The organism is Undibacterium sp. Tian12W (assembly GCF_049339405.1).
Classification (GTDB): Bacteria; Pseudomonadota; Gammaproteobacteria; order Burkholderiales; family Burkholderiaceae_D; genus Undibacterium.
In genome coordinates this window covers 1-227 of the sequence record NZ_JBMPPK010000103.1, presented here as the reverse complement: position 1 = coordinate 227, position 227 = coordinate 1, and the positions used below count along the sequence as shown (strand labels likewise).

At 51.5% G+C, this 227-nt stretch carries 1 protein-coding gene; it reads right to left on the bottom strand.

Going from position 1 to position 227, the window contains the following annotated elements:
- The coding region (locus tag ACO0LI_RS30800; RefSeq protein ID WP_423037754.1) for a hypothetical protein at positions 1-227 on the bottom strand (227 nt) is incomplete at both ends.

Genomic DNA, 227 nt, shown 5'->3' with positions numbered 1-227 from the left:
GTCTGTGTTGCTTGTCAGTGTGAAGTCTTTAACACCACCACCGTTGACGATGGATGTCAGGACTGCATCTTGAACAGCGATTTGGGATGCTTGTGTGGCGGAATCCAACACTTTGCTCAACCAGTCCTTGGCCAGGGCTGTGTTGCTTGGCAGGGAGTAGGCAACGATTTCTTCGTTGGTGTCGATGGCTGTTGTGAAGGATGTCGCAGCGGCAACTTTGGAGTCAA